We start from the raw sequence: 527 nt of genomic DNA, 5'->3' as shown, positions 1-527 counted from the left end.
GCAGCAGCCAGATCGCCGGGATCAGAACGGCACAGCTCGCCGCCCTGACCACCGCCCAGATCGCCAGCCTCGGTACCGCCCAGATTGCCGCGCTGACTTCGGTGCAGATAGCCGCATTCACCACCAATCAGCTCGTCAATGGCTTCAGTTCCGCCCAACTGGCGGCGATGGAAACCGCCGATGTCGCGGCACTCAAGAGCAGCCAGGTGGCCGCCCTCACCACCAGTCAGATCGCCAACCTCGGCACCAGCCAGATCGTCGCGCTGACCTCCTCGCAGGTCCGCGCCCTGACCACCAACCAGCTCATCAACGGCCTCACCAGCAACCAGCTGACGGCCCTGGAAACCCGTGATGTCGCGGCACTCAAGACCGTCCAGGTGGCCGCCCTGACCAGCAGCCAGATCGCCATCGTCCTGGGCAGCAGCCAGATCGCCGGGATCAGAACGGCACAGCTCGCCGCCCTCACCACCGCCCAGATCGCCAGCCTCGGCACCGACCAGATTGCCGCGCTGACTTCGGCGCAGATG

The 527-nt window shown here is 66.4% G+C and carries 1 pseudogene; it reads left to right on the top strand.

The window, feature by feature from the left end:
* Window positions 1-101: 101 nt before the first annotated feature.
* A pseudogene (locus CAPSK01_RS23520) lies at window positions 102-527 on the top strand (heme utilization protein); the annotation flags it as partial.

It is taken from the genome of Candidatus Accumulibacter vicinus (genome assembly GCF_000584955.1).
Classification (GTDB): domain Bacteria; phylum Pseudomonadota; class Gammaproteobacteria; order Burkholderiales; family Rhodocyclaceae; genus Accumulibacter; species Accumulibacter vicinus.
This window is presented reverse-complemented; position numbering and strand designations above follow the sequence as displayed.